Source organism: Acinetobacter sp. LT1 (assembly GCF_059800965.1).
In genome coordinates this window covers 28,034-50,033 of sequence record NZ_JBBAXE010000022.1, presented here as the reverse complement: position 1 = coordinate 50,033, position 22,000 = coordinate 28,034, and the positions used below count along the sequence as shown (strand labels likewise).

The following is a 22,000-nucleotide window of genomic DNA, read 5'->3' as shown; positions in this document are numbered from 1 at the left end:
GATAAATTATGATGTATAGCTATCAAGGACAGCACCCAAAAGCATTACATGAGCCATGGGATGGTTGGGTTGCTCCAACTGCAACGCTAATTGGACAAGTAGAGTTAGGGCGTCAAGTCAGCATTTGGTTTGGTGCAGTAGTTCGTGCTGATAACTGTGTCGTTCGGATTGGTGATTTCTCTAATATTCAAGAAAACTCTGTCTTACATACCGATGCTGGACTTGAGCTAAATATTGGTGAATACGTTACAGTCGGTCATAAAGTCATGCTGCATGGTTGTACGATTGGTGATAATAGTTTGATTGGTATGAACGCCGTAATTTTAAATCGGGCGGTGATTGGTAAAAATTGTATTATCGGTGCTAATGCTTTAATACCTGAAGGAAAAGTAATTCCAGATAATTCAGTGGTGATGGGTTCACCAGGCAAAATTGTCAAAACTTTAGATGAAGATGGGGCAGCGAAAATACGCTTGAGCGCATTACATTATGCTGAACACTTTAAGAGCTATGCAGATTTAAAAGAGTTTCACTTTTAAAATCTTTTAATAAGTTATTTTCTATGCCAAGCACAAGCTTGGCATTTTTATTTAGAAAGAGAACAACTCGCCTATCAGAGCCGAGTGGGGTATCATAACCCTCGTTTTTAATCTGATTTAATACTAAGGTTGTGCATGAAATTGCTGGCGTTGGAAACTGCAAATGAGCAGTGTTCTATTTCATTAGTCGATGAAACCCAAGAACTGTTTTTTCAACTCGATACGCGGGCGAAAGCACAAACCCAGACCATTTTGCCTATGATTGAGCAAGGGCTACAACAAACAGGTCTTGAAGTTGCTGGTTTGGATGCGATTGCCTTTAGCCGTGGACCTGGTTCTTTTAGTGGTGTTCGAATTAATGCTGCTGTTGCCCAAGCTTTAGCTTGGTCACAAGATTTACCTGTAGTTCCAGTTTCTACATTGCAAGCTTTAGCACAAGCGGCATACCGACTTGAAGGTTTGGAGCAGGTGACTGCGGCGCTCGATGCACGTATGAACGAAGTTTACATTGCAAGTTTTGTTCTAGATGAACAAGGAATTATGCAGTGTATTGATGAAGAAAAATTAATGAGCTACGAGCCAGCAGCAGCTTATGCAAAACATTGCTTAATTGGTTCGGGCGCCAAGCTACTTCAAGCTGATGCAGAGCATCAAACAATCACTGCAACTGCACAGGATATTGCTTCTATTGCACGTGTTTATGCTGCACAAAAGCAATGGGTGGATGCCGAACATGCTTTGCCAGTTTATTTACGTGATGATGCGTGGAAAAAGATAGCGGATCAGGGTAAAGCAAAATAAAGGCAGTACTCATGCATATATATTTTGAACAAGATTTTCAAGAACAAGCACAGCACTACCAAGCTGTGCTTTGTTCTAGAGGTGTGACTGTCGATTTACAGCCAATTGAAAAGCTGAATGCACGGTTTTTACGTTTCAATCCTGAAATTGCCCTTTGTGTAGATGAAAACGGACTTTGGTTATCTGCTAATGGCATGAAAATGCAGCCTGACTGGAAAGCTGAAATTCCACGTTTAAAACGTGCAAGTCTTAAATCGGAAATGATTGCCCGTGCTTGTCAGTTAGGTGAAAAGCCGGTACTGGTTGATGCAACAGCGGGTTTAGGCCATGACAGCTTACTGATGGCTTATCTAGGGGCTCAAATCCAGCTCGTTGAGCGCCATCCGATTTTATTTACTTTACTTGAAGATTCAAAAGCTCAGGCGGAACGTGATCCATTTTTAAGTCAATTTATGGATCGTATTCAACTGATCTTTGCTGACTCTGCAAGCTATTTACAGGAATTACATCAAGAAGCAAAAACGGTTGATGTAGTCTATCTTGACCCGATGTTCCCACAGCGCGACCAGCATCAACAAGCAATTAAAAAACAAGCTCAAGTCAAAAAACAAATGCAGCTTTTACATCTTCTTTTACCTGAAGATGGTGAGATGGATTTGGGGGATAATTTGCTAGTTTTAGCACAGAGAGTTGCTAAACGTGTAGTCGTTAAGCGGCCACGCCATGCTATTTTCTTGGCAAATCAAGAGCCAGCTCATCAATGGCAAGGAGATGCTTGTCGTTTTGATGCGTATTTTCAGTAGGCTTATGTAAGGTTAGGTTTTATTGCTTGAATAATGCACAAATATATGTGATATAGTTCAAAAGCATGATTGCTAAAATTCTTAGCAGGCATACACTTAAGATGCCTGTCAAAAACGAAATTTTTGAAAACCTTTTATGATTGATCTTAAACCCTCCATTAACTTTTGGCATGATTTTAAAAGCAACCAAATTGCCGGAATGTGGCTGTTTTTGGGGTCAAGACGTTCTTTACAGATTGTACATCCATCTATTCTTCAACTTATTGTTTGGGGAATTTTAGGGGGGTGTACTAACTCTCTTTACAGCTGGCTTGTAGCTGGTCAAATCGGTGATTTTAATTCACAAGGTTTAATTGGTTATGCACTTTGGCCATTCATTGCTTTAATTGTTGGTATTTTTTTATCTCAGCGAACCAACCAACCTCGCTTAATGCTAGTTCCTGCTTTACTTTGGCTGGTTCTAGATACAAATATCTTATTAATTCAATGTTTAATCCAGTATTTGGGGTCTAACGGTTATCTCAACTTTATTCCCGATGCTATTTATAACGGAATTTTACCGAGTTTATTTGTAGCTTTATTCGTGTGGCAAAGTTTAGCCGTAATTTGGGTTTTCTCACGTGAGCTTAAGTGGCCATGGTGGGAACGTGCACTGGTTATGGTTGCGACCATTGCAACGATGGTGGTTTGGCAACTTTCTGTAAAAGATCAACCGATTTGGAAGGTAGAAGATACAGCTCCTACATTTGCTGAAGATGCTTTTTATGCCCAAAGTAAACTTTTAAATGATTCTTTAGAGCAAGTTCAATATGGTGAGCTCGCTAAAAGCCATTGGTATTTTTTAGGTGTTGCTGGCGATAGTTATCAAGATGTTTTTAAATCGGAAGTGGTCCGTATTAAAGAACAGTTTGATACACGTTTTGGAACGATTGGCCGTTCGATGATGTTAGTCAATAATCCAGATACCCGTACAGAGATCCCAATTGCCTCTAAAACTAGTATCGAGCTAGCCCTACGCCGCATGGGGCAGCAAATGAACCGTGATAGTGATGTCCTATTTCTATATATGACTTCACACGGTGAACAAAATCACTTCGAAATTGAAAATGCACCATTAGATTTAGGGCAAGTAGACCCGAAATGGTTACGTGAAACACTTGATAAATCCGGTATTCGCTGGCGTGTGATTGTTATCTCAGCCTGTTATTCAGGAAGCTTTATTCCTGCTTTACAGTCTCCTGATACTTTAATTATTACCGCATCGGCCGCTGATAAAACTTCTTTTGGATGTAATAACGAAGCTGATTATACCTATTTCGGTCGGGCTTTCTTTGATTTAGCTATGCGAGAGCAATCGTCGATGAAAGACTCATTTAACACAGCTAAGCAAACAGTAACCAAATGGGAAGTGGCTCAAGGTGTTGAACCTTCCGAGCCTCAGTGGATGATTGGTAAAAATATGGAACTCATGCTACCTCAATTGGAAAAGTATCTATTTCCTCAGCAAAATACGGGTAGTGTAGATATCGCTCAAACAAAAACAGAGGCTAAAAACGATGCAACTCCTGCAAAAAAACCGCTGCTTTGAGGGCGAGCAGCGTATATACCAATTTGAATCTTCTTATTTAAAAGGACCAGCGAAGTTTGGTGTTTATTTACCACCAGCAGCTTTAGAAGGTAAAGCATGCTCAACTTTGTTTTACTTAGCTGGGTTAACGTGTACTGAAGAAACCTTTGCCATTAAAGCACATGCGCAACATATGGCAGCACAACTCAGCTTAATATTGATTACCCCAGACACTTCTCCTCGTGGAGAACAAGTTGCAGCAGGGGATAACTGGGATTTAGGTCAAGGTGCGGGCTTTTATATTAATGCTACGCAAGCGCCATGGTCTGAGCATTATCAAATGGAAAGCTATTTAATTGATGAGTTATATCCACTCATTTTAAAAAGCTTTCCTGTAAACGCTCAACAAGTTGGTATCTTTGGACACTCAATGGGTGGCCACGGTGCATTAACTTTAGCGTTTAAATATCCTGAAAAGTTTAAGTCGGTATCTGCTTTTGCTCCGATCTGTGCACCAACAGAGTCTGCATGGGGTGACAAAGCCTTTAGTCATTATTTAGGTGCAGACCGCGCTAGCTGGTTGGCTCATGATGCCACCGCTTTAGTCTCAAAGAATGGTGCAATATTTAGCGAAATTTTGGTGGATCAGGGGTTAGATGACCAATTTTATGAACAGCTTCACCCTGAAAAATTTAAGCAAGCATGTTTAAAAGCAGGACAGCCTTTAACTTTAAGACAACATGCTGGCTATGATCATGGTTATTATTTTATTCAAACCTTTATGGATGAGCACTTACAGTTTCATGCAATCCAGTTAGAAAAGGTATCTGGTTAATTAATTTAGTGTTGCCATTCAACTTGAAATTCTTGTTGAGCCATACGGTTTAGATGATCAAGCACCACTTTTTCTAAGTGGTTGTGGTCATCTAACTGACTATCAATAGCAACGTTTAACTGCTCTGTTTCTGGTGCAAGCGTAATCGTTGCTGTAGGCATTAAGATTTTAAAATCCTGTTCAGTTTCTTGTACTTCAAATTTGTGTTTCCAATGATTAACTAGACGTTTTGCAATGCGTTTTCCATCGTTTGTTAATAGATGAGTTGTGCTTTTCATTATCAATCCTCACATTGGTTTAATGTACCTTAACAAATTCATTTGGCCATTAGCATTCTATTGTTGCAACGTTACGTTTCATGTTTGAAATGTTGTCATTTAAGCAAGCAAGGGCGGGCCAAGTAGGTTCTTTTTTGTTATAATTTTTAGCCTCTCCTTAAACTTCTAGCCAGGTCATCCACCTATGTCCAAGCCTTATTTGATTGCTCCTTCTATTTTATCTGCTGATTTTGCTCGTTTAGGCGAAGATGTAGACAAAGTGTTAGCCGCAGGTGCAGATGTAGTGCATTTTGACGTTATGGATAATCACTATGTTCCAAATTTAACTTTTGGTGCAGGTGTATGTAAGGCTTTAAAAAACTATGGGATTACAGCTCCTGTTGATGTGCATCTAATGGTATCTCCAGTTGATCGAATTATTGGAGACTTTTTGGAAGCAGGCGCAGATATTATTACCTTCCACCCAGAAGCCTCTCACCACATTGACCGTTCATTACAGCTGATTAAATCTGGTGGTGCTAAAGCAGGTTTAGTTTTCAACCCAGCAACGCCATTGCATTATCTAGATTATGTACTTGATAAAGTTGACCAAATTTTATTAATGAGTGTAAACCCAGGTTTTGGTGGACAAAAGTTCATTCCAATGACTTTAGAAAAATTACGTGAAGCTCGTAAAATTATTAATGCAAGTGGTCGTGATATCCGTTTAGAAGTTGATGGTGGTGTTGGCCCTGCAAATATTCGTGAAATTGCAGAAGCGGGTGCAGATATGTTTGTTGCGGGTTCCGCAATTTTTGGTCAACCCGATTATAAAGTTGTGATTGACCAAATGCGTGCAGAGCTTGCGAAAGTAGGCAGTGTTGATGCTTAAAAAGATAGAGTTAATCTAAAATAAACTTGTGGATAACTTTGTTTATAACTGTATGGATAACTGTGTTGATAACCGTATGGATAAGATGTTGGTAAAATAAACAAAATTAGATCAACCGTTTATTCTATAGACAAAAACTATGAAAAAAGAACGTATTGGCGTTCTTTTTTTATGCATGTTGAATAATTTATTAGCTGGTTTTTTATTAAGCTTTGCTAAAAAATAACCTGTGCAAAAAACGATGTAGCTCTGTGTAAAACTTTTTGTGCATAGATACGTATAAAACTGTAAAAGTGTCATGAAAAATAAAGCTAAATTTGGTTTAATAAGTTTTTAGTAAGAGACCTCGATCATTAATGACAGTAAAAATTTTAGCGGTAGATATGGATGGGACTTTTCTTAATTCCAAAAAGCAGTACAACAAAGCACGTTTTTTAAAACAATACGAACAACTAAAACAAAATAATATTCATTTTGTGGTAGCCAGTGGTAATCAACTTGCAAAACTTGTTACCTATTTTCCAGAAATTAATCATGAGATTGCTTTTATTGCAGAAAATGGCGCACATGTTGTAGATGCAGGGCAAGAAATAGCTTTTGCTCATTTAAGTCAGCAACAATACGTTGAGATTTTAAAAGCGATTGACCCAGCGTATACCTCAACAATGGTGATCTGTGGGAAACGGAGTGCTTATGTGCATAGCAGCATGAACGCAGAAGACTATGCCAAAGTTGCCCGATATTTTGAAAAACTGACAGTTGTAGATGACTTTTATGCACTAGATGACTTAGTGTGCAAAATTACTTTTACCGCTCAGGAAAACGAAAGCTTTGCGATTTTTGAACATTTTCAAAAGCAAAGTTTTGTAGCAGATAAAGTTTTGGTACCTGTTTCAAGTGGTTTTGGTTTTATCGATTTGATTCTTCCAGACCAGCATAAAGCACATGGTTTGAAGCTATTGCTACAAAAATGGCAGGTTGAATCTGATCAAGTGGTTGCGATTGGTGATAACAATAATGATATCCAGATGATCAAAGCTGTCGGTTATGGATTTGCCGTTGAAAATGCAGTTGAAGCTTTGAAAGCAGTAGCCCCTTATACAACTGTAAGTAATGAACAAGAGGGTGCACTAGATGTGATTGATTTAGTACTTCAGCATCAATCACCATTTGCTTAATTACTTTAAAACAAACAGTTAAGATTGAAAATTGTATCTGTTTAAAAACTTGGTTATGCTAATGGGGTTAAGATTACTCATCGGCTCTAGGCGATAAACCACAATGGCTCTACAACACTTACGCAAGTATGCTTGGTTTGTGTTCCTAATGACTTTGGTCATTGGGTGGAGTGGTGTGTCTGTTGCTCAGACGCCTATGCAGCATGATCTTCACACTATGCCGTGTCATAGTGAAAAAACTTCGCATAAGAATATGCATGTTCAAACAGATGATCAGACTGTATGTCATCAAAATATGACACAGTCTCTTAACTCACATGGTGAGCATTGTCAGGACTGTAATCCAGTTCATTGTCAAATTGTGAATTTGGCATTACAGCAAGCCGTACCAGATATTGACTCGCAATTTATTCCAATCTTGTCTCAATTTAGCAGTATTTATCAGGCTCAGCATTTAGCCGGATACTGGCAAGAAATTTTACGTCCTCCAAAAGCTTAATCCTTTCTTACTTATTTTTTAGTTCAAAGGATTACAGCAATGTCTCATAAAACAATTAGCAGCCTCGTCGCTGTATTTGGTCTATTCGTTTCACCATGGACTCTCGCGGCAATTAAGGAATATCACCTTAATATTAATGAACAACAGGTCAATGTTACCGGTCAGCCGCTCAAACGAATTACCGTAAATGGAAAATTTACAGCACCACTCCTTGAGTTTGAGGAAGGGGATGAGGCTGTTATTCATGTTCATAACCAATTAAAGAATCAAGATACGTCTTTGCATTGGCATGGATTGTTACTACCAGGGTTAATGGATGGTGTGCCCGGTTTCAATGGTTTTAAAGGAATCGCGCCAAACGGAGATTTTGTTTACCGTTTTAAGGTGAAACAAAACGGCACTTATTGGTATCACGCCCATAGTAAAGGCCAAGAGCAAGATGGTTTATATGGCCCGCTCGTGATTTATCCAAAAGGAAAAATACCTGTTGCTGCTCATGAGAAAACTGATCGTGATTATGTAGTGATGCTTTCAGATTTTCATAATTCTTCTAGCGATAGCATTATGAAGAATTTGAAGAAATCTGCTGAGTATTATCAAAACCGCCGTGAAACGGTATCTGATGTTTTGAAGCAAGTTAAAACGCAAGGTTTAAAAGCAACTTGGCAAGATCGTTCGATGTGGAATCAGATGCGGATGTTAAAAACCGATATGTCTGATGTGACAGGCTATACGTTCTTGGTCAACGGCAAGACACCTCAGCAAAACTGGACAGCTAACTTTAAAGCTGGTGATAAGGTTCGATTACGATTTATTAATGCATCAGCGATGTCATTTTTTGATGTTAGAATTCCAAATTTGAAAATGACTGTTGTGAGTGCAGACGGGCAGCCAGTTAAGCCTGTTGCAATTGACGAGTTTCGTATTGGTACAGCCGAAACCTACGATGTCATTGTAGAGCCTACGCAATCAAATTATCAGATTGAAGCAGAGTCTATTGACCGCAGTGGTTTTGCCATTGGGACTTTGCACAATGAAAATACGCAAGCTGTAGGGCCAATTCAAATGCCGCAGCCGCGTCCACGTGCTTTGTTAACCATGGAAGATATGGGCATGAGTCATGGCAATGGGGCAAGTGATGAACATGCTGGCCATCAAATGAACATGCAACATGACATGTCGGCTATGCCTGAAATGAAAAAAGAAGCGAACCATGCTAATCATGATTCTACAATGATGAATATGGATCATGACATGAAAAATAAGTCATCTAGCGAACATGATCATTCCATGATGCAAATGAAGCATGACATGTCAGCGGTGCCTGAAATGAAGCATGATATGCAGGCAATGTCAGCTAGCGAGCATGACCACGCTATGATGAATATGAATCATGAGATGTCTGCGCAATCTGAGAATAAGCCTAAAAAGGATGAATCCGTTTATGGCTGGGCAAATGCTTCAACACCAGCGGGTATGAAAGCACTGCAATATAGTGATTTGCAATCTTTAACACCTCAGCCAGACACGCGTGCACCAGAACGTGAATTAGTTATTCGTTTAGGTGGCAACATGGAGCGTTATATCTGGACCATTAATGGCAAAAAATTTAGCGAAGCTGAGCCATTACAAGTTAAGTATGGCGAACGTATTCGCTTGAAGTTTGTGAATGACAGCATGATGGCCCACCCAATGCATTTACATGGCATGTTTATGCAATTAGAAAATGGCCAACAAGCTGAAAACTTACCAAATAAACATACTCTTATTGTCCCACCTGGAAAAACCGTTACTGCGTTATTGACAGCCGATGCATTAGGCGAATGGGCGATTCATTGCCATTTGCTCTACCACATGAGTGCGGGAATGATGAATAAGTTGATTGTTGCTCAAGTGAATGATGGACAACAACCTGCTCAAGCTCAACCATCTGTTCAATCTGAAAATGAGAAAGGAGCTAGTCATGCGCATCACTAAGTTATTTTCTCAAATGATATATTGCGGTGCTTTCTCGAGCATATCAGTATTTACTTTTGCTCAAGAGCCTTTAACTCATGATCATTTACGTGAACATGGCGGACAGATCTATCAAGCAACAAAAATTGATACTGGCTGGACTCAAAATGAAGAAGGAGAAGGTAGTTTTTCTTCTGAATTAGAAACTTGGGGGGGAACGGATGAAAATAAATTGTTCATTAAAGCCCACGTTGAAAAAGCAGAGTCAGAAGATGCTAATTACGGCAGTTCAGTACTTTATAGTCGAAATGTAGCTGACTATTGGGATGTACAGGCCGGGGTAAACTACGAACGTTTGCAACGCGAAGATGAAAAGCAAGATCGTTGGGCAGGTGTCGTGGGTTTACATGGCATGGCACCTTACTTTTTTGAAACCGATGCTTATCTTTATGCAGGTGAAGACCAGCTATGGAAGTTAAGTTTAGAAACGGAAAGGGACTTGCTCTTTACCCAAAAGTTAATTGGTAAACCTTATTTAAAAGCAGATGTTGTTTTGCAAGATGAAGCTCGCTATGCCAGTAAAACAGGGCTATCTAGTTTACAAGCTGGCTTTCAAACCCGTTATGAAATCAATAAAAAGGTGATGCCATTTGTTGATGTCGGTTATGGCTATGAAAAAGGTTTAAAACAAACTGATTGGCAAACAGGAACCGACTCCGAATATGGTTGGTATTATGGAGCAGGGTTAACACTAAAATTCTAATTGCCGAACAAAAAGTAAGCTTAAACAGATGCCATTGGTTTATACTAATGGCATTGTTTTTTGTGTCAGTTATGGTGCAAAGATGGCTTTAGAAAAACAAGAGAATCAAATACATTTAAGTAAAACTAGCTCTAGCTGTGGGTGCTCAAGCACGACGTCTCAGGAGTGTTTCACGCCTAGTGAACCTGTAGCTAAAAAGAGCCAATGGGTAAGTTATTACCATATTCCTCGCATGGACTGTGCAGCCGAAGAGCAAATGGTGCGGATGGCTTTAGCCTCTTACACTGATGATATTCAAGAGCTTCATTTTGATTTGCCTGCACGCCATTTAGCGATTTATCACAGTCTTCAAGCTGAAATGATTACTCAAAGTTTACAGCGTTTAGGATTAGGAGCCGAGTTACAACAAACACAGCCACATTATGAACCTGTTGAAAAACCAAAAAAGGTTCGAGCTAGTTCCTCAACCAATGCAACACAAAAACAAGTTTTACAATGGTTGTTACTGATTAATGGAGTCATGTTTGTTATTGAGTTGATGGCAGGCATTATTGCTTCATCGACAGGGTTAATCGCTGATTCGCTCGATATGTTTGCTGATGCTGCAATTTATGGCATTGCTTTATTTGTGGTGGGTAAAAATCTAAATGCACAATTAAAGGCTGCGCATCTTTCGGGTTGGTTGCAGTTTGGCTTAGCCATGATTGTGTTGGTTGATGTACTTCGCCGTTTTATTTATGGCAGTGAACCTGTTTCAATTCTCATGATTTTAATTGGCGGATTAGCTCTTGCGGCCAACATTAGTTGTCTTTATTTAATGAGAGACCATAAGGAGAGCGGGGCACACATGAAGGCGAGTTATATCTTTTCTGCAAATGATGTCATCGTCAACTTGGGTGTCATTGTCGCGGGAATATTGGTTGCCATTACAGGTTCGCGTTATCCTGATTTAATGATTGGATTGATTATTGTTTTGTTTGTTTTAAATGGTGCACGAAAAATTTTACAGTTAAAAAATGAATAATATTTTCTGATAGAGGCAAGCCTGTGTCAGGGTTTGCCTTCATTTTTTATTTTAAAGTAAACTGAGTCCTCACATAAAGGAGGAACGACCTCCCCCATAATGGGACATCATGTCGGGACGACCTGACGCTATAAAAATTAGTGAATGTTATGGCTTGGGCTATTTTAATTTTAGCAGGTGTATTTGAAATCATTTGGGCATATTCTATGAAAATGTCCGAAGGTTTTACACGTTTAACCCCTAGTGTTATTACCGTAGTTTTTATGATTTTGAGTGTGGTTCTACTTTCAATATCAATGAAAACTTTACCGCTTGGCACTGCCTATACGGTTTGGACAGGAATTGGCGCAATTGGGTCATTTCTAGTCGGTATTTTCTTTCTTCATGAGCCTGTTGGCGCTATGCGAATGATTGCCGCTGTATTAATTGTGTCAGGTTTGGTTTTAATGAAAATTTCATCGCCGTCTTAAGAGAATAAAACTATGTTGCTGTCTTATAAGTATATCAATTCGCCTGTTGGGCAATTAAAGCTAGTTGCGAATGAAAATGCTTTGGTGGCAGTGCTCTGGGACAATGAAAATCCAAAACGTGTTCGACTGGCTGAGCTGGTCGAACAACTTGAACATCCAGCTTTATTAAAGACCGAACAACAATTAGTAGAATATTTTGAAGGTAAACGCCGTGAGTTCACCTTGCCGTTAGATTTCGAAGGGACCGCATTTCAAAAGCAGGTCTGGGCTGCTTTACTGACCATCCCTTATGGGGAAACAAGAAGTTATAAAGATATTGCACTTCAAATTGGCAATGAAAAAGCGGTGAGAGCAGTGGGCGCCGCAAATGGCAAAAACCCGATTTCCATTATTGCACCTTGTCACCGAGTCATTGGTGCGGGTGGAGCTTTAGTTGGTTTTGCTGGTGGGCTTGATAAGAAAGATATTTTATTAAAACTAGAGCAACAATGAGCCGTTTTTGCGCTCGATTTTTTTAGACTTTTCTACTAAGCTGTTCACAATGATATTTCATAAGGTCGGTGCTTTATTGCATCGCTTTTTTTGAAATATTGATCTTATTCAACAAACTTTGGATGTTCTAAAAATGGCTGTCGGTGACGTAACAATGCCACAAATGCATGTGGTAAAAGGTGTAAAAATTGGCTCAACAGAAGCATATGTACGTTACCAAAACCGACGAGATTTAGTCATTTTTGAGTTTGTAGAAGGCTCAAATGTTGCTGGTGTATTTACTCAAAATGCATTCTGTGCAGCACCTGTTCATGTCTCTAAAGCTCATCTTGCCGAAGGTAATCCCCGCTATTTAGTAATTAACACGGGTAATGCCAATGCAGGTACCGGACCTACAGGTTTGAAAAACGCTCAGGATACTTGTGCAAAGTTAGCGGAGCTTGCTGGTGTTAATAGTTTTGAAGTGCTTCCATTTTCTACAGGTGTGATTGGTGAGCAGCTTCCGATGGAGCGCTTACTTGCTGGTCTTCAGCCTGCATTAAATAGCGTACAAGATGCTGCTTGGAATGATGCTGCATCTGGCATTATGACCACAGACACCGTACCTAAAGGCGCATCTGAACAATTTGAACTTGATGGCATCACTTATACCATGACTGGTATTAGTAAAGGCGCTGGAATGATCCGCCCGAACATGGCAACCATGTTGAGCTTTGTGGCAACAGATGCACCTATTAGCCGTGATTTAGTACAAAAGCTATTAAAGACAACGGTTGAGCATTCATTTAACCGTATTACGATTGATGGTGATACTTCGACTAATGACTCTTGTATTTTTGTAGCAACAGGTCAGGCGGGTGGCGCTGAAATTAAATCGGACAGTGATGTACGCTACGCTAAAGTGTTAGAAATTCTTGCTCGTGTAATGAATCGTTTAGCACAGTTAATTGTTCGTGATGGTGAAGGTGCGACGAAATTTATTACTGTTGCTGTAGAAGGCGGCGCAAATACTCAAGAATGTTGTGACATTGCTTATAGCATTGCGCATTCACCACTTGTCAAAACTGCGCTTTTTGCATCCGACCCGAACTGGGGACGTATTTTAGCTGCGATTGGCTATGCAGGCGTTAAAGACCTAGACGTGTCTAAAATTCAAGTGTGGTTAGACGATGTACAAATCTGTAAAGACGGTGGCGCAGCTGAGGACTATACCGAAGAAGCGGGTGCGCGCGTTATGGCACAAACCGAAATTACCATTCGTGTTGATTTAGGACGTGGTCAGGCCAAAGACACGGTATATACCTGTGACTTATCTTACGACTATGTCAAAATTAATGCTGATTACCGTTCTTAAATATCAGTTATAATCAAGCCTCGACAAAGAGGCTTTTTTATTAGCCCCATCTTTTGATATTAAATGATTCAATCCGTAAATCATTTAAGCAGTAACGTTATATGCGAGCAGGTATGCCAGCATGAAGGATAGAGAAGACGTTTTATGAGTGATGCGACTTTAATTGCCAACGATGCAAAAAACATTGTACAAGCGCATTTAGACCGTTTAGGTGAGCCAAAAGACAATCGCTTAAGTGAAGAAGCAAAACAACAAAAGTTTGCACAGATCGAAGCAGAGCTCAAAAAACGTGATGCTGTCCTTGTTGCTCATTACTATTGCGACCCTGAAGTACAAGAACTTGCCGAAAAAACAGGTGGATGCGTTTCTGACTCTTTAGAAATGGCCCGTTTTGGGCGAGATCATGCTGCCTCAACACTGGTTGTTGCTGGGGTCAAATTTATGGGAGAAACAGCAAAAATCCTGTCTCCTGAAAAAACAATTTTAATGCCGACACTTGAAGCAACCTGTTCACTTGACTTGGGTTGTCCTGTTGATGAGTTCACAGCATTTTGTGATCAGCACCCTGACCATACCGTAGTTGTTTATGCCAACACATCGGCTGCTGTTAAAGCACGTGCCGATTGGGTTGTGACTTCGAGCTGTGCTGTTGAAATTGTTGAACATCTAGACAGCTTAGGCGAAAAAATTATTTGGGCGCCAGATCAGCACTTAGGTCGCTATATCCAAAAGAAAACTGGTGCAGATATGTTGCTTTGGGATGGGGCATGTATTGTGCATGAAGAATTCCGTGCACGTGGCATTGCCAACATGAAAGCACTGTACCCAGACGCTGCTGTATTGGTACATCCAGAATCGCCAGAATCGGTTGTAGAAATTGCAGATGCGGTAGGTAGTACTTCTCAACTCATTAAAGCTGCGCAGACTTTACCAAACGAAAGACTCATTGTGGCAACTGACCGCGGTATTTTCTACAAAATGCAGCAAGCAGTACCCAATAAGATTTTAGTTGAAGCGCCAACAGCGGGTGAGGGGGCAACTTGTCGTTCATGTGCCCACTGTCCGTGGATGGCAATGAATGAACTCGACGGAATTTTAGAAGTTTTACAAAAAGGTGATCAGGAAATACACGTCGATCCAGCGCTTGCTGAACGTGCCAAAATGCCTTTAGATCGAATGTTAGCCTTTAGTGCATCGTTAAAACGTTAAAAAACCTCAAAATGCTTGTTAAATATACATTTGATAAGGATTTTTAACTTTTTTTGAGAATAGGTGTTGACGTCTGAGGGCGTCACGCCTAGAATGCACACCGTACCGCACGATGTGCGATACAGCAAAAGCTGAGATAGATCGGAGCATAGCACAGCCTGGTAGTGCACCTGGTTTGGGACCAGGGGGTCGTAGGTTCGAATCCTACTGCTCCGACCACTTAAAATAATATTTTAAGATCGGCGAAGTATCGCATGATAAGCATCATCGGTTAAGCGCCTGTAGCTCAGTTGGATAGAGCATCCGCCTTCTAAGCGGATGGTCACAGGTTCGAATCCTGTCAGGCGCGCCATTTGGTAGCTTGGTACATAGAACTTATTTGATGGTGGATGTAGCTCAGTTGGTAGAGCCCTGGATTGTGATTCCAGTTGTCGCGGGTTCGAATCCCGTCATTCACCCCAATTTCGGAGCATAGCACAGCCTGGTAGTGCACCTGGTTTGGGACCAGGGGGTCGTAGGTTCGAATCCTACTGCTCCGACCATATTTAAAAGCGTTCAAGCTTTATAAAATATCCCAAATATTAAAAATAATTTCTTCTTGTCTTATTGATAGAAGGAATTTTTTTGTTTTATATATCTAAATTTTAATTCAAACGCCTCCAATATTTGAATTCGTCTCCTTGCATACATATGTTCTCTGTTATTGATATTTCTGCCTTAACTCATCTTTTTCTTGATCTGATAAAAATGCAATTTTAAGACCATTTTCTTGAGCTGTATAAATTTGCTCAGGGCTTAAACCTGCTAATGGGGCGGCAGTTAAATATTCATGTTGTATTTCAATGCCTTCCACCGCTGGGTCATCTGTATTAATGGTAGCAAGTACGCCATGTTCTAAAAAAGTCTTTAATGGGTGTTCTGTTAAAGACGGTACTGTGTTGGTTTGAATATTTGAGGTGAGGCAAGATTCAATACCAATCTGGTGTTTTGCCAAATAATCTAAAAGTTTTAAATCTTGAACTGCTTTAACACCATGTCCAATTCGTTCAGCACCTAATTCTTCAATGGCTTGCCAAATACTTTCTGGACCGGCAGCTTCGCCTGCATGTACCGTAATGTGCCAACCTGCATTACGTGCTTTTTTGAAGTGGTCAATAAATAAATTGCCCGGAAAACCAAGCTCATCTCCAGCAAGATCCAGTGCTTTAATATCATTTTTATGGGCAAGTAGGGCATTTAATTCTTTTTCGCAAGCTTCTTGACCAAAAGTACGGCTCATAATGCCAATTAGGTTCGCTTTTACGCCGTACGCCTGACTACCTTCTTTTACTCCAGCAATCACAGCTTCCACAACGCCCTCAAGGGGGAGTTGATGTGTCATTCCCATGTAACCTGGTGAAAAACGTAGTTCTACATAGTCTAGGCCTTGCTGTGCTGCATCCTGCATGTTTTCAAAAGCAATACGTTTGCAGGCATCTAGGCTCGCTAATACTTTTACACCCCAATCGAGCTTCGATAAAAAACTTAATAAGTCTGGTTGGTTATCCATCACTTGTACGTGGGGTCGTAAAGATTCAATGTCGTAAGCAGGTAAATCTAAATTGTATTGTTGCCCCAAGTCTAAAATGGTTTGAATGCGGATGTTGCCATCAAGGTGGCGGTGTATATCTGTAAGCGGGAGCGTTTTTGTAATCATAGACTTCTTCTTATCTGTTGCTATTAATTCATCATGCCTGTTTAGAGCCACTGATAAAAGTTTGGATTTGCTATGTTTTTGTGAAAAGCGTTGAGTTGAGTTTTTTGAACTTACTATATTTGTATAAGTTTTAATTTTGATGACATTGTTCTGGCCTAAGAAGATAACGCAGTCTGTGTAAGATACAAGCACCAAGATTTTTATTGTTTTTAATTTCGCTGAGCCTGTTTTTTGTTGACTCTTCAATAGTGGATTGGCTGAAGAATGGTCATTGGTATTTTGCCTTTTAGTTGTAAAGATGAATAAAGGCTTGCTAAAGACCAAACTGATAAAGCGATTAATTTATCTGTAGAAATCTATTTCTGGCAAGTAAATGAAAAAGAAGAAATAGGAAGCGCTCAAATGAAGTCGGTACTTTGTCATCAAGCAACATTACAAGTCGTGGACCAACCGAACTTAACACCTGCAAAAGGGCAGGTTTTGTTAGAAGTGATTCGATGTGGGATTTGTGGTTCAGATTTACATATGCAGCACCACTGCGACCACATGCATGATTTGGCTGCACGTGTCGGATTTCATGGTTTAGCCAAGTCTACAGACCCATTTGTACTTGGACATGAATTTTGCGGCAAGGTTTTAGACTATGGTCCAAAAACACGTCATAAATTTAAAGCCGATACACTTGTTTGTGCAATGCCTCTTTTAAATGTAGATCAGCATGGTTATTTATCTACAGGGCTTTCTCCAAATGCTTCGGGTGGCTATGCCGAGCAAGTATTGGCTCAATCGAGCTTGATGTTTGAAGTACCCAACGGTCTAGATGCCGATAGTGCTGCCATGACTGAACCTATGGCGGTTGCATTGCATGCTGTTCGCCGTAGCCGTGTAAAAACAAGTGAACCTGCGATTGTGATTGGTTGTGGTCCTGTTGGGTTAGGTGTCATATTAATGCTTAAAGCGGCTGGTGTTAAAACTGTAGTTGCCAGTGACTTTTCTCCAAACCGTCGTAAGCTTGCCGAGCAATGTGGTGCGGATATTGTGGTAGACCCTAAAGAGACATCACCATTTGCCAACTGGAAAGAGTTTGGTTTGCTTGGCAATGTTTCTGATGCCATTAACATGGGCATGGGACTGTTTGATAAGTTGCAAGCGACACGCTTACCTTGGTGGCATGGATGGCGCATGATTGATAAATTGGGTGCTCTGCCAAAACGTCCTGTTATTTTTGAATGTGTGGGCGTACCGGGTGTTTTACAGCAGATTATTGAAGGGGCGCCTTTATTTTCCCGAATTGTTGGGGTGGGCGTCTGCATGCAAAGTGACAAAATCGAACCCGCACTTGCAATTAATAAAGAGTTAGAAATTCAGTTTGTGTTGGGCTATACACCGCTTGAGTTCCGAGATGCGCTACACATGATTGCAGAAGGTAAAGTGAACTGTTCACCGCTCATTACCGGTGTTGTTGGCTTAGAAGGTGTTACTAATGCATTTGAAGCATTACGTGATCCTGAACAGCATGCCAAAATTTTGATTGACCCTAAACGTAGCGGTTCAGATATTCAATTGATGAGTCATTAATTCAAAGTCATTTATGCTTAACTAAAAGATTGTGATTTGATTAATCACAATCTTTTTTTATGCGTATAGATCGCACAAAGTGGCTCAGCTAATTTGTATTGCTTTTTAGTTGTTCTAGTTCTTGGTAAATCCACTCAACAAATTTTTGAATAGTCGGTGATACATCTTGGCTTGAATGAATGAGATAGTATTTTCGGCTACCTTTTAGTTTCTTATTGGAAACAATCACCAGTTCTTTTTTTTGTAGTTCAGACTCAATCAACATTTGTGGAATTAAAGCCATTCCCATGTCATGACTGGCAGCAACCGCAAGCATTGAAAATAACTCATGGCGTTGTCCATCAAAAGGTTTAGGGTGCTGCATCTGATGGGTCAGAAACCACTCTTGCCAAATGCTAGGTCGAGTGGTTTGTTGCAGTAGAGGAATTTTTAGTAAATCCTCACAGCTTAAATCATAGGTATTTTCATTAATCATCACTGCATCTGGAAAATACTTTTCGATTAATCTTGGTGAGTATATAGGTACAATTTCCTCATCCATTAAATAATGTGCTTGTATGCCGGGCCAGTGGTCAATTTGCTGCTGCGTACCTGCAAAAATCGCAGCGTCAAAAATATTGTCATTAAATAAAAAAGGTTTAGTACTGGTTTCTAAGTGAACCGTAATTTCAGGGTATTTTTGATTTAAAAGATGAAGCTTGGGTAATAGCCAGCGCGTTGCAAAGGTAGGAACCACACCTAATTTTAGTGTGCCACCTAAACCCTTATGAGAAATCACATCGGCTGTACATTTCTCTAAACCTAATAAGTAGGGCTTAATACTTTTAAAATACTGCTGACCAGCAATGGTGAGTTCGACACCATGCCGAGTACGTATAAAGAGTTCAACGCCTAAGAAATCTTCTAATTGTTGAATTTGGCGAGAAACTGCACTTTGGGTAATACATAACTCTTGCGCAGCATAGGTATAACTTAGATGTTTTGCTGCACTTTCAAAGCAAATTAGACCCTGAATGGAAGGGATGCTTCTTCGCATAAATAAATCCTTTTATTTGTCGTCATATTTCAAAACAGCATATGATCTAAACGCAGATATCAAAGTTTAGTATAAAAATAAGCCATTTTTAATGAAATACAATGAATTAAATATCTAAATTTAATACGTCTTATTTTAAATATGCGTAAGTCGCATATCTGCATGAACATTTATCGTTTGATTACTGCATTTTTCACGCATAACATCGAGTTAAATAAAGAAGTTCAAATTAAGCAGAGGATGCGATGAATCACATGGTGACAACAAAAAAAGCAAAAGTTCAATTTAACTGGCAAGACCCATTTTTAATTGAGCAACAGCTTAGCCCAGATGAGCGCATGATTCGTGATGCGGCTCATGCCTATTGTCAAGAACGTTTGCAACCCCGTGTACTTGAACAATTCCGTCATGAAACAACAGATCCATCTATTTTCCGTGAAATGGGAGAGCTTGGCTTACTTGGCCCAACCATTCCTGAGCAATATGGCGGCGCGGGTTTGAACTATGTGAGTTATGGTTTGGTTGCGCGTGAAATTGAATATGTCGACTCGGGCTACCGCTCTATGGCGAGCGTGCAAAGCTCATTGGTCATGGTTCCGATTCATGAATTTGGTACTGAAGAGCAAAAGCAAAAGTATTTACCTAAACTTGCCACAGGTGAATACATTGGCTGTTTTGGTTTGACTGAACCTGATCATGGCTCAGACCCGGGCAGTATGATTACTCGTGCTAAAAAAGTTGACGGTGGTTATCGTTTAAGTGGCGCAAAAATGTGGATTACCAATAGTCCAATTGCCGATGTATTTGTCGTTTGGGCAAAAGAAGTTTCTGCTGAAGGTAATGTGGGTGACATTCGCGGCTTTATTTTAGAAAAGGGTTGGGAAGGCCTATCTGCGCCTGCCATTCATGGCAAGGTCGGTTTACGTGCCTCGATTACGGGTGAAATCGTGATGGATAACGTTTTTGTACCTGAAGAAAATGCGTTCCCTGAAGTTCGAGGTTTAAAAGGCCCATTTACCTGTCTAAATAGCGCCCGCTATGGTATTGCATGGGGTGCGATGGGTGCTGCCGAGTTCTGTTGGCATACAGCCCATCAATACACCATGGACCGTAAACAATTTGGTCGTCCATTGGCTGCAAATCAGTTGATTCAAAAGAAACTGGCAGATATGCAAACTGAAATTGCTTTGGGTTTACAGGCTGCTTTACGTTTTGGCCGTATGAAAGATGAAGGTATTGCATCCGTTGAAGGTACATCTTTAATTAAGCGTAATAACTGTGGAAAGGCACTTGATATTGCCCGCATGGCACGTGACATGATGGGTGGAAACGGCATTAGTGACGAGTTTGGTGTGGCACGTCATTTGGTCAATCTTGAAGTCGTAAATACCTATGAAGGTACACATGATGTTCATGCCTTAATTTTAGGTCGTGCACAAACAGGCATTGCCGCATTTAGTAACTAACTCAATCATTTTTTAAAGATAGAGGTGTTCTTTCGAGAGCACCTTTAGGGATTTTTACGCAAAAATTTATGGAAAATGACAAGATTCATCGTAAGGATACTCATGTGAAGATGTCCTCTGTGTACTTAAAACTAAATATAAGATGGTGAAAATATAGAAGATTAAGTCATACAGAAAACATAAGTAGGCTACCGATGACTCATTTGGGAAAATGAGGAAATAAATATGAACAATGACGTTCAAGTAATATCGAAAGAATTAAGAACCACATTTCCAAGTAACCTTGGAACATATGAAAAGATTGGACCAAATACATGGAAATGGGCGTTGTTATTTGCCTATTTTGCGATGGTGGTCGATGGCATTGATATTATGCTGCTGTCTTATAGCTTGACCAGTTTAAAGGCGGAGTTTGGTTTAAGTACCTTTCAAGCGGGTGCCTTAGGCAGTGCTTCTTTAGCAGGTATGGGTATTGGCGGTATTTTGGGTGGTTGGGCATGTGACAAGTTTGGCCGTGTACGAACGATTGCCAACTCGGTAACCTTCTTTTCGGTAGCGACTTGTTTGTTAGGCTTTACGCAAAGCTTCGAGCAATTTATGGCTCTACGTTTTATTGGTGCTTTAGGAATCGGAGCACTCTATATGGCTTGTAATACCTTAATGGCTGAATATGTGCCGACAACTTACCGTACAACGGTCTTGGGCACATTACAGACGGGTCAGACCGTAGGTTATATTGCTGCGACGTTATTAGCTGGTGCAATTATTCCAGATCATGGCTGGCGTGTTTTGTTCTTCCTGACCGTAGTGCCTGCTTTTGTTAATATTTTCCTGCAACGCTTTGTGCCAGAGCCAAAATCTTGGCAGCTCACCAAAATTGAAAGCTTACAAGGCAACAGACAACCTAAAGAAAGAGTGGTGGCTGAAAAGCCGAAAAGTAGCAGTATCTACAAACAAATCTTTAATAACTTTAAGCACCGTAAAATGTTTTTGTTGTGGATGACCACAGCATTTTTCTTACAGTTTGGTTATTACGGCATTAACAACTGGATGCCAAGTTATTTAGAAACAGAAGTACATATGAACTTTAAAAACTTAACCAGTTATATGGTGGGTTCATATACTGCAATGATTCTAGGCAAAATTTTAGCGGGTTATCTTGCTGACAAATTTAACCGCCGTGCTGTTTTTGTGTTTGGAACAATAGCCAGCGCCGTGTTCTTGCCAATCATTATTTTCTTCAATACGCCTGACAATATTTTGTATTTATTAATCACTTTTGGCTTCTTATATGGCATTCCATATGGTGTAAATGCGACTTATATGGCTGAAAGTTTTTCAACTGATGTACGCGGAACAGCCATTGGCGGTGCTTATAACATTGGTCGTGTTGGGGCAGCGATTGCACCAGCCACGATTGGTTTCTTAGCATCGGGTGGAACTTTTACCATGGCCTTTATTGTGATGGGCGCTGCGTATTTTGTTGCGGGTGTATTGCCAGGCTTATTTATTAAAGATCGTCAGTACGATCCACAAAGACAATCATAAACAATGAAAAGAAGGTGCGTTGAGTGCCTTCTAAAAG

General features: G+C 40.2%; 21 protein-coding genes and 4 tRNA genes. 22 read left to right on the top strand and 3 right to left on the bottom strand.

Features of this window, described 5'->3' with window-relative positions; translation table 11 throughout:
• The first annotated feature begins 11 nt into the window (after positions 1-11).
• The 5 genes from WBW42_RS17225 (at position 12) to fghA (ending at position 4,545) form a co-directional block, all read left to right on the top strand.
• On the top strand, positions 12-539 hold the full coding sequence (locus WBW42_RS17225; protein ID WP_078210186.1) for a gamma carbonic anhydrase family protein: 528 nt from the start codon (positions 12-14) through the stop codon (positions 537-539).
• A 135-nt stretch (positions 540-674) separates the two neighbouring features.
• Entirely contained in the window at positions 675-1,340 is a 666-nt protein-coding gene (gene tsaB, locus WBW42_RS17220) for a tRNA (adenosine(37)-N6)-threonylcarbamoyltransferase complex dimerization subunit type 1 TsaB (RefSeq protein ID WP_032056965.1), read from the top strand.
• An 11-nt stretch (positions 1,341-1,351) separates the two neighbouring features.
• Positions 1,352-2,143 carry a class I SAM-dependent methyltransferase gene (locus tag WBW42_RS17215; protein ID WP_032056964.1) on the top strand — a complete coding sequence of 264 codons (792 nt, stop codon included), beginning with the start codon at positions 1,352-1,354 and terminating at the stop codon, positions 2,141-2,143.
• Between the two features lie 136 nt (positions 2,144-2,279).
• On the top strand, positions 2,280-3,731 hold the full coding sequence (locus WBW42_RS17210) for a C13 family peptidase (RefSeq protein ID WP_032004344.1): 1,452 nt from the start codon (positions 2,280-2,282) through the stop codon (positions 3,729-3,731).
• On the top strand, positions 3,700-4,545 hold the full coding sequence (gene fghA, locus WBW42_RS17205) for an S-formylglutathione hydrolase (RefSeq protein ID WP_032056963.1): 846 nt from the start codon (positions 3,700-3,702) through the stop codon (positions 4,543-4,545). Before WBW42_RS17210 ends, fghA begins: the two co-directional genes overlap by 32 nt.
• A gap of 5 nt (positions 4,546-4,550) precedes the next feature.
• Here the strand turns inward: fghA and WBW42_RS17200 are convergent, their stop codons facing one another.
• A complete protein-coding gene (locus WBW42_RS17200; RefSeq protein ID WP_000843456.1) occupies positions 4,551-4,823 on the bottom strand; it encodes a DUF2218 domain-containing protein in 273 nt (90 codons plus the stop codon).
• 184 nt (positions 4,824-5,007) lie between these two features.
• On the opposite strand from WBW42_RS17200, the gene rpe reads away from it, so the two are divergent.
• The 14 genes from rpe (at position 5,008) to WBW42_RS17130 (ending at position 15,181) form a co-directional block, all read left to right on the top strand.
• The gene (gene rpe, locus WBW42_RS17195) at positions 5,008-5,694 is read left to right on the top strand and encodes a ribulose-phosphate 3-epimerase (RefSeq protein ID WP_032056962.1); all 687 of its coding nucleotides are present in this window, start codon (positions 5,008-5,010) and stop codon (positions 5,692-5,694) included.
• Positions 5,695-6,050: 356 nt separating this feature from the next.
• Positions 6,051-6,872 carry a Cof-type HAD-IIB family hydrolase gene (locus WBW42_RS17190; RefSeq protein WP_032056961.1) on the top strand — a complete coding sequence of 274 codons (822 nt, stop codon included), beginning with the start codon at positions 6,051-6,053 and terminating at the stop codon, positions 6,870-6,872.
• Between the two features lie 103 nt (positions 6,873-6,975).
• Entirely contained in the window at positions 6,976-7,371 is a 396-nt protein-coding gene (locus WBW42_RS17185) for a hypothetical protein (protein ID WP_032056960.1), read from the top strand.
• Between the two features lie 39 nt (positions 7,372-7,410).
• Positions 7,411-9,348, top strand: coding sequence for a copper resistance system multicopper oxidase (locus WBW42_RS17180; protein ID WP_032056959.1), 1,938 nt, complete (start codon positions 7,411-7,413; stop codon positions 9,346-9,348).
• Positions 9,335-10,090: a copper resistance protein B gene (locus WBW42_RS17175; protein ID WP_032056958.1), complete on the top strand. Its 756-nt coding sequence runs from the start codon at positions 9,335-9,337 to the stop codon at positions 10,088-10,090. The genes WBW42_RS17180 and WBW42_RS17175 overlap by 14 nt, the downstream gene beginning before the upstream one ends.
• A gap of 28 nt (positions 10,091-10,118) precedes the next feature.
• Positions 10,119-11,114, top strand: coding sequence for a cation efflux transmembrane domain-containing protein (locus WBW42_RS17170; RefSeq protein ID WP_032056957.1), 996 nt, complete (start codon positions 10,119-10,121; stop codon positions 11,112-11,114).
• Positions 11,115-11,263: 149 nt separating this feature from the next.
• Positions 11,264-11,584, top strand: coding sequence for a DMT family transporter (locus WBW42_RS17165; protein ID WP_032056956.1), 321 nt, complete (start codon positions 11,264-11,266; stop codon positions 11,582-11,584).
• Between the two features lie 12 nt (positions 11,585-11,596).
• Positions 11,597-12,076 (top strand): methylated-DNA--[protein]-cysteine S-methyltransferase, encoded by a 480-nt coding sequence (locus WBW42_RS17160; RefSeq protein WP_163114440.1) that lies wholly within the window; start codon positions 11,597-11,599, stop codon positions 12,074-12,076.
• Positions 12,077-12,209: 133 nt separating this feature from the next.
• Positions 12,210-13,430, top strand: a complete 1,221-nt coding sequence (argJ, locus tag WBW42_RS17155) for a bifunctional glutamate N-acetyltransferase/amino-acid acetyltransferase ArgJ (protein ID WP_032056954.1) — start codon at positions 12,210-12,212, stop codon at positions 13,428-13,430.
• A gap of 144 nt (positions 13,431-13,574) precedes the next feature.
• A complete protein-coding gene (gene nadA / locus WBW42_RS17150) occupies positions 13,575-14,639 on the top strand; it encodes a quinolinate synthase NadA (RefSeq protein ID WP_002115913.1) in 1,065 nt (354 codons plus the stop codon).
• Between the two features lie 142 nt (positions 14,640-14,781).
• A tRNA-Pro gene (locus WBW42_RS17145) sits at positions 14,782-14,858 on the top strand.
• Positions 14,859-14,914: 56 nt separating this feature from the next.
• Positions 14,915-14,991, top strand: a tRNA-Arg gene (locus tag WBW42_RS17140).
• Positions 14,992-15,024: 33 nt separating this feature from the next.
• A tRNA-His gene (locus WBW42_RS17135) sits at positions 15,025-15,100 on the top strand.
• A 4-nt stretch (positions 15,101-15,104) separates the two neighbouring features.
• Positions 15,105-15,181, top strand: a tRNA-Pro gene (locus WBW42_RS17130).
• 158 nt (positions 15,182-15,339) lie between these two features.
• Here the strand turns inward: WBW42_RS17130 and add are convergent.
• Positions 15,340-16,335, bottom strand: a complete 996-nt coding sequence (add, locus tag WBW42_RS17125; RefSeq protein ID WP_032056953.1) for an adenosine deaminase — start codon at positions 16,333-16,335, stop codon at positions 15,340-15,342.
• 402 nt (positions 16,336-16,737) lie between these two features.
• Between add and WBW42_RS17120 the strand changes: the two genes are divergently transcribed.
• Complete coding sequence (locus tag WBW42_RS17120; RefSeq protein ID WP_032056952.1) at positions 16,738-17,913, top strand: zinc-binding dehydrogenase; 1,176 nt, start codon at positions 16,738-16,740, stop codon at positions 17,911-17,913.
• 88 nt (positions 17,914-18,001) lie between these two features.
• Here the strand turns inward: WBW42_RS17120 and WBW42_RS17115 are convergent, their stop codons facing one another.
• Positions 18,002-18,949: a LysR substrate-binding domain-containing protein gene (locus WBW42_RS17115; RefSeq protein ID WP_032056951.1), complete on the bottom strand. Its 948-nt coding sequence runs from the start codon at positions 18,947-18,949 to the stop codon at positions 18,002-18,004.
• Between the two features lie 245 nt (positions 18,950-19,194).
• Here WBW42_RS17115 and WBW42_RS17110 point away from each other — a divergent pair, with 245 nt between their 5' ends.
• Positions 19,195-20,415, top strand: a complete 1,221-nt coding sequence (locus WBW42_RS17110) for an acyl-CoA dehydrogenase (RefSeq protein WP_017481256.1) — start codon at positions 19,195-19,197, stop codon at positions 20,413-20,415.
• A gap of 225 nt (positions 20,416-20,640) precedes the next feature.
• Positions 20,641-21,963 carry an MFS transporter gene (locus WBW42_RS17105; protein WP_032056950.1) on the top strand — a complete coding sequence of 441 codons (1,323 nt, stop codon included), beginning with the start codon at positions 20,641-20,643 and terminating at the stop codon, positions 21,961-21,963.
• The last annotated feature ends 37 nt before the right edge of the window (positions 21,964-22,000 follow it).